Origin of the sequence: Donghicola mangrovi (genome assembly GCF_013377535.1) — a bacterium.
In the GTDB taxonomy this organism is placed as follows: Bacteria; Pseudomonadota; Alphaproteobacteria; order Rhodobacterales; family Rhodobacteraceae; genus Donghicola; species Donghicola mangrovi.
In genome coordinates this window covers 24,281-30,280 of record NZ_JABCJE010000020.1, presented here as the reverse complement: position 1 = coordinate 30,280, position 6,000 = coordinate 24,281, and the positions used below count along the sequence as shown (strand labels likewise).

Here is a 6,000-nt window from a genome sequence, read left to right as displayed (position 1 = left end):
TCGCATCCCTAATTCCTCCAATCACCAAAACTTCAGCTTGGTAAAAATACCCAGGGGTGAATTGGCCCCGCAGGGCCAAGAGGGGGCAAAGCCCCCTCAACAACCGCGCAATCAGAGCTGGTTTTCGATATAGGCGATGCTTTCTGCCAGCGCCGCCCGAGGATCCGCCAGTTCGTGCACCTCGGCCGCGAAGGGTTCGAAGCTGAAGGGGCCGTCATAGCCCGCAGCCAGCAGCGATTTGATCTGCGAGATGTTCTCCAGACGATCCCCTGCATCGACAAGCACGCGGTGGGCGTCCAGCATGTCCGCCACGTCCACCGCCGGATCGACCACGCCCGAGATATGCACAAGGCCGGTCCATTCGGGATAGAACTCGGTCTCGCCCGCCAGATGGTGGTGGAAGGTGTCGTGCATCAGCTTGTAGACGCCTTCGCCGCCCGCATCCTTGATCGCCTGAATGGCGGTCTCTTTCTTGCGCATGGACGAGATGGGAAAGCCCAAGGGCTCGACCAGACCGGTGAGACCGCGTTCGGTCAGGATCGGCTTCATCGCCTCCAGCGCGGCGACCAGATCGTCATAGGACACTTCGGTGCCGTCATTCAGGGGGCACATGACCAGCGCCTTGGCTCCGCAGGCGGCAGCGTAATCGGCCATCGCCACCGCACGGGCGGCCAGTTCACCGGACCACACGTTGAATGGATAAAGTGCGTTGATCGACAGGATGGTGACGCCTGCCGCCTCTGCTGCGGCTTTGACCTCGGACGCGGGCATAGTGCCCATGACATCGGGCAGATCATTGCGGATTTCGACCTCGGTCGCACCCAGCGCCTTGGTCATCTCAAAGAATTCGGACAGGGCCAGCTTGGGCGCGGAAATGTGGTTGATTGCGAAACGCATGGGATGCCTCAGTTATACAGGGCCGGACGGGCCGGATAGGTGATGTCGATCAGGGTGCCTTCGGCGTCTTGGGCTGCAACGCAGGCGTCCGAGGTCACAGCGGCCATGTAGCCATCCCACGACGAGGGGCCCGCAGCGGTGCCAGCGGTGGCGGCCTTGATGAAATCGTTCAGTTCGACGTCATAGCTGGCGACAAAGCGGTCCTTCCAATCGGTCAGGATTTCGTTCTGCAAGGTCGCGTTCAGGCGCTTGGTGATGGCCATAGGTTCGGGCAAGGAGGCGATGCCCTCTTCGCCGACGACCTGACACTGGATGTCGTAACCGTATTTGCAGTTCACGTAGATCTCGGTGTTGATCACGGTGCCTTTGGCGGTTTTCAGGGTCACGATCTGGGGGTCGCGCAGCTTGGCATGGCTGGCGGCACAGGAGCGCGGAAAGGTCACGCGGGCCGAAACATAGTCATCGTCCAAGAGCCAGCGGAACACGTCGATCTCGTGGATCAGAGTGTCGTGGATCGCCATGGGGGTGACGTATTGCTCGGGAACGCTGGGGTTGCGGTGGGCGGCGTGCACCATGATCGGCGCGCCGATCTGGGTATCGACCACGTTCTTCAGCGCGACATAACCCGCATCATAGCGCCGCATGAAGCCGACCTGCACCAGACGCGACCCATGGGCGACCTCGGCATCGACGATGCGCTTGGCCCCTTCGGCGGTGGTGGCCAGCGGCTTTTCACAGAAGCAGGGCTTGCCCGCAGCGATGGCGGCCAACACGTATTCCTCGTGGGTGGCGCCCCACGAACAAACCAGAACCGCGTCCACATCGGGGCTGGCGATCAGCTCTTGGCCGGTCGCAAAGACCTGCGCATCAGGGCACAGGTCCGCCTGAACTGCGCGGGCGCTGTCCATGTTCACGTCCGACAGGGCCACGACTTTGGCCCCTGCCAGAACCTGCTGAAGACGGCGGGTGTGGTCTCGGCCAATCATCCCGGTTCCGATTACACCGATTTTCAGTGTCATTTGGTGCATTCCTTATTTGAAGTAAGTGTCGACGTAGCGCTGCATTTCCGCGCGCATGAAGTGGCCGGACTCGTCCGCGCGGTCCTCCCAGGCAAAGACGCAGGCGGTCATGATGCCGTCGAAGCCGATCTCGGCCAGAGTGCCAAAGAAGTCGTCCCACGGGACCTCGCCCTGCCCGATGTTCAGGTGCTGGTGCACACGGGCGTTGGTGCCCGGAGGGTTGAGGATGTAGCGCAGGCCAGAACTGGCCTTGTGGTTGAACGTGTCGCCGACGTGGACATGGGCCAGCACATCCTTGGCCTCGCGCAGCATGGCCTTGGTATCGTCGCCGAAATAGAAGGTGTGGGGCGCGCAGTAGAGGAACTTGACGTTTTTCGAGTTCACGGTGCGGATGATGTCCAGCGCCGGTTGCAGGGTCTCGCACCAGTCCTCGGGGTGGGGCTCGACGTGCAGGTTGATGCCCTCGCGCTCGAAGATCGGCACCAGTTCTTCCATGGAACGCCACCAAGCATCCTCGCAGGCCTCGATCATGGAACCTGTGTGACAGCAGTAGCAGGAGCCTTTGTCGGGGTGCGGGCCACGCCCGAATTCGCTGTTCATGGTGTCCACGCCAAGCTCGACCGCGATCTCGATGGCGCGTTTCCAGTGTTTGACGGCGGCTTGACGTTCAGCCTCGTCATTGCTGGCCCAGCGGTACATGGGCAGGATGCTGGCGATGCCGACATTGGCGTCCGACAGCGCCTTTTTAAAGGATTTCACGCGGTCCGGAAACACGCGGGGGGCTTTGAACCACTCCAGAAAATCCGCGCGCGGGCTAAGTTCGATCCAGTCATAGCCCAGTTCGGCCACCTTGGACGGCAGTTCCTCTAGGCTAAGGTGGCGGTGCATAAAGGGGTCGATAGCAATTTTCATAAGGCGAACCCTGTCATCAGGTTGAGTGGGGCCAGCCCACCCGCAAAGGCGCGGGTGGAGGGGTTGGTTCATGTTGTCCGGTTCAGGATCGGGGGAGCGGGGGCCGCAGGTTACTGGGAGCGCGACCCCCGCGCCGAAGCGGCTGGATCAGCGCGCCTCGGGGAACTCCTCGCCGGTTTTGGCACCGGTGATATAGGCGACCACGTCCTGAGGATCGGTGTCCGAAACGTGCAGGTTGGCGCAGATGCGGCCCCGTCGGAACACGACGATCCGGTCCATCAGGTCGAACACCTGCCGCATGTTGTGGCTGATCAGGATCAGGGGTTCGCCCTGCTCTTTGAGCGTGCGGATGATGTTTTCCACCTGCGCGGTTTCCTGCACCCCCAGCGCCGCCGTGGGTTCATCCATGATGGTCAGCTTGGAATGGAAGGCCGCAGTGCGCGCGATGGCCACACACTGGCGCTGGCCGCCGGACATGTTGCGGATCGGGTTCAGGATGTTGGGGATTTTCACGCCGGTTTTCACCAGACCCGCCATCGTCGCCTCGCGCATCGCCTTGTTATCAAGGATCGAAAACGGCCCGAGGTTGAACTTGATCTTCTCGCGGCCCAGAAACAGGTTCGAGGGCACGTCCAGATCATCCGCAAGGGCAAGGTTCTGGAACACGGTCTCGATCCCGGCCTCGCGGGCCTCGATCGGGCTGCCAAAGTGGACGGACTGCCCCCCCAGAATGACATCGCCGCGTGTGCGCTGTTCGACGGCAGTGATCTGGCGGACAAAGGTCGATTTACCGGCCCCGTTGTCGCCCATGATCGCGACGTGTTCGCCCTTGTGGATCTTGAAGTTGGCACCCTCCAGCGCGTGAACGCCGCCGTAGTGCTTGGTCAGATCGCGCGTCTCGAGGACGACTTCGCTGTTCGAATAGTCAAGCATTCTCGCCTCCTTACATCCGCGCCGCTGCGCGCTGTTGACGGTATTGGTCCAGAACGACCGCGCCCACGATGATCACGCCTTTGACCATCTCCTGGTAATAGGCATCGAGCTTGAGGAACGTGAAACCCGAGATAATCACCCCGAAGATCAGCGATCCCAGCACGGTCCCGAGGATGGAGCCACGACCACCCGACAGGGACACGCCCCCGATGACGGTCATCGCGATGGCGTCCAGTTCGTACATCATCCCCATGCCAGCCTGAGCGGTCAGGTTTTTCGAGGACAGAACGATCGCGGCAATGGCAGCCAGAACGCTGGCGATGGTGTAGACCAGAACCTTGTGGCGGCTGACCTGAATGCCCGACATGCGGCTGGCCAGTTCGTTGGACCCGATCGCATAGGTGTGCTTGCCGTAGACGGTGTATTTCAGGATCAGGTGGAACAGGATCGCCAGCACCGCAAAGATGATGACCGGGTTCATGCCCTGCCCGATGGCCGCGTAGCTGTCGGTCGGAAAGCTGATGGGCTGACCCTTGGACCACCACTTGGCGGCGCCGCGTGCGGTGACCATCATCCCCAGCGTGGCGATGAACGGCGGAATGCGGGTGTAGGCGATCAGCAATCCGTTGATCACGCCGGCCACGATCCCGCAGACCAAGCCCACCAGCAGCGGCACAATCACCGGCAGATCCATCCACGCGGGGCCGAACACGGCCTTGGGGTTGGCCAGACCGTTCACTTCGGCCACCTGCGCAAAGGACATCGTGATCATGGCGGTCACGCCAACCACCGAGCCGGGGCTCAGGTCGATGCCCCCCAGAATGATCACCTGCGTGGAGCCCAGCGCGATGATCCCGATAATGGCCACCTGCAGGATGATGATCTTCAGACGTTGTTCATTGAAAATGGTGTCAAACCGATCGGCGCTGTCGAAAAGAAAGCTCTGCCCTTGCAGCATGGCCCCCAGTGCTTCGAACACGACTACAATCAGAATGAGGGCGAAAAATACGTTCCATTCAGGCGCGCGTGCTTTCTTCTTCTCGTCGAAGACCAGCCCGCCTATCCCGTGCGACTGCGACATTAATTGACTCTCCCCAGAGTTCCCGCCCCCCGCATCTGCGGAGGGCATGGAGGCGGGCACGACCGTCCCGCCCCTTCGTTTGTTCAGGAAAACAGCGCCTTAGTTCTTGGCGGTGTAGTTCGCGAGGTTCGCGGGTGTGACCAGTTCAAAGGGGATGTAAACCTTCTGGTCCACGTCTTCGCCCTTGGCCAGCTTCAGCGCCGCATCCAGCGCACCTGCGCCCTGACCGGCCGCGTTCTGGAACACGGTCACGTCCAGATCACCGCCCGCCATTGCCGCCAGCGCGTCCTGAGTAGCGTCAACGCCGCCCACCTGAACCGACGCCATGTCGATGCCCGCAGCCTTCATCGCCTGAATGGCACCGATGGCCATTTCGTCGTTGTTGGCGATCAAGGCGTCAAAGGTCTCGCCCGAGGACAGCCAGTTGGTCATCAGGTCCTGCGCCTGATCGCGCGACCAGTTGGCGGTCTGCTCGTCGATGATCTCGATAAAGTTGCACATGTCGGTGCCCAGAATGTCGTGCACGTCCTTGGTGCGCTGAACGGCCGCCTGGTTCGACAGCTCGCCCATCATCAGATAGGCGCGGGCACCGGCGCCTTTGCCTGCGGCGCGCAGGTTCTTGCAGATTTCAAAGGTTTCCAGCGTGCCGGACTCGATCTCGTTCGAGGCCACAAATGCTTGGTTATCGGGCATGGTGTCCACGTTCACCGGCTGGCGGTTCACATAGACCAGCGGCACACCGGCAGAGGCGGCAGCGTTGGTCATCGCTTCGGTCGCCGAGGTATCGACGGGGTTCACGATGATTGCATCAACGCCCGATGCGATGAAGTTGTTGATCTGGTCCAGCTGCTTGGCCACGTCGTTCTGCGCGTCCTCGACCTGGATTTCCACGCCGTCCATCGCGCCTGCTTGCTCGATCATGCCGTTGCGCAGAACGGTCAGGAAGTTGTCGTCGAACAGGGCCATCGACACGCCGATGTTTTCGGCCATTGCGGTGGTTGCCAGCAGCGAAGTCAGGCCAGCGGCCAAAAGGGTCTTTTTCATTAATCATCCTCCCAGGCTGGTTCCGGCGTCCCAGCGGTCCGTTTAATGCCGGAGCGGCCCCTCCCGTTTTTCGGGCCGCGCTGCCTGTGCGCCCAAGGGGCATCCAGACGTCTT

Annotated in this window: 6 protein-coding genes; all 6 read right to left on the bottom strand. The window is 61.5% G+C overall.

The window, feature by feature from the left end; genetic code table 11:
• Positions 1-111 precede the first annotated feature (111 nt).
• The 6 genes from HJ536_RS20040 to HJ536_RS20015 all read right to left on the bottom strand — a co-directional run bounded on the left by HJ536_RS20040 (position 112) and on the right by HJ536_RS20015 (position 5,886).
• A complete protein-coding gene (locus HJ536_RS20040; RefSeq protein ID WP_177159160.1) occupies positions 112-897 on the bottom strand; it encodes a TIM barrel protein in 786 nt (261 codons plus the stop codon).
• Between the two features lie 8 nt (positions 898-905).
• Positions 906-1,916, bottom strand: a complete 1,011-nt coding sequence (locus HJ536_RS20035) for a Gfo/Idh/MocA family protein (protein ID WP_177159159.1) — start codon at positions 1,914-1,916, stop codon at positions 906-908.
• A 12-nt stretch (positions 1,917-1,928) separates the two neighbouring features.
• Positions 1,929-2,828 carry a sugar phosphate isomerase/epimerase family protein gene (locus HJ536_RS20030; RefSeq protein ID WP_177159158.1) on the bottom strand — a complete coding sequence of 300 codons (900 nt, stop codon included), beginning with the start codon at positions 2,826-2,828 and terminating at the stop codon, positions 1,929-1,931.
• A gap of 147 nt (positions 2,829-2,975) precedes the next feature.
• Entirely contained in the window at positions 2,976-3,761 is a 786-nt protein-coding gene (locus HJ536_RS20025) for an ATP-binding cassette domain-containing protein (RefSeq protein WP_177159157.1), read from the bottom strand.
• Positions 3,762-3,771: 10 nt separating this feature from the next.
• Complete coding sequence (locus HJ536_RS20020; RefSeq protein ID WP_228028570.1) at positions 3,772-4,842, bottom strand: ABC transporter permease; 1,071 nt, start codon at positions 4,840-4,842, stop codon at positions 3,772-3,774.
• Between the two features lie 99 nt (positions 4,843-4,941).
• Positions 4,942-5,886 (bottom strand): sugar ABC transporter substrate-binding protein, encoded by a 945-nt coding sequence (locus tag HJ536_RS20015; protein WP_177159156.1) that lies wholly within the window; start codon positions 5,884-5,886, stop codon positions 4,942-4,944.
• Between the last annotated feature and the right edge of the window lie 114 nt (positions 5,887-6,000).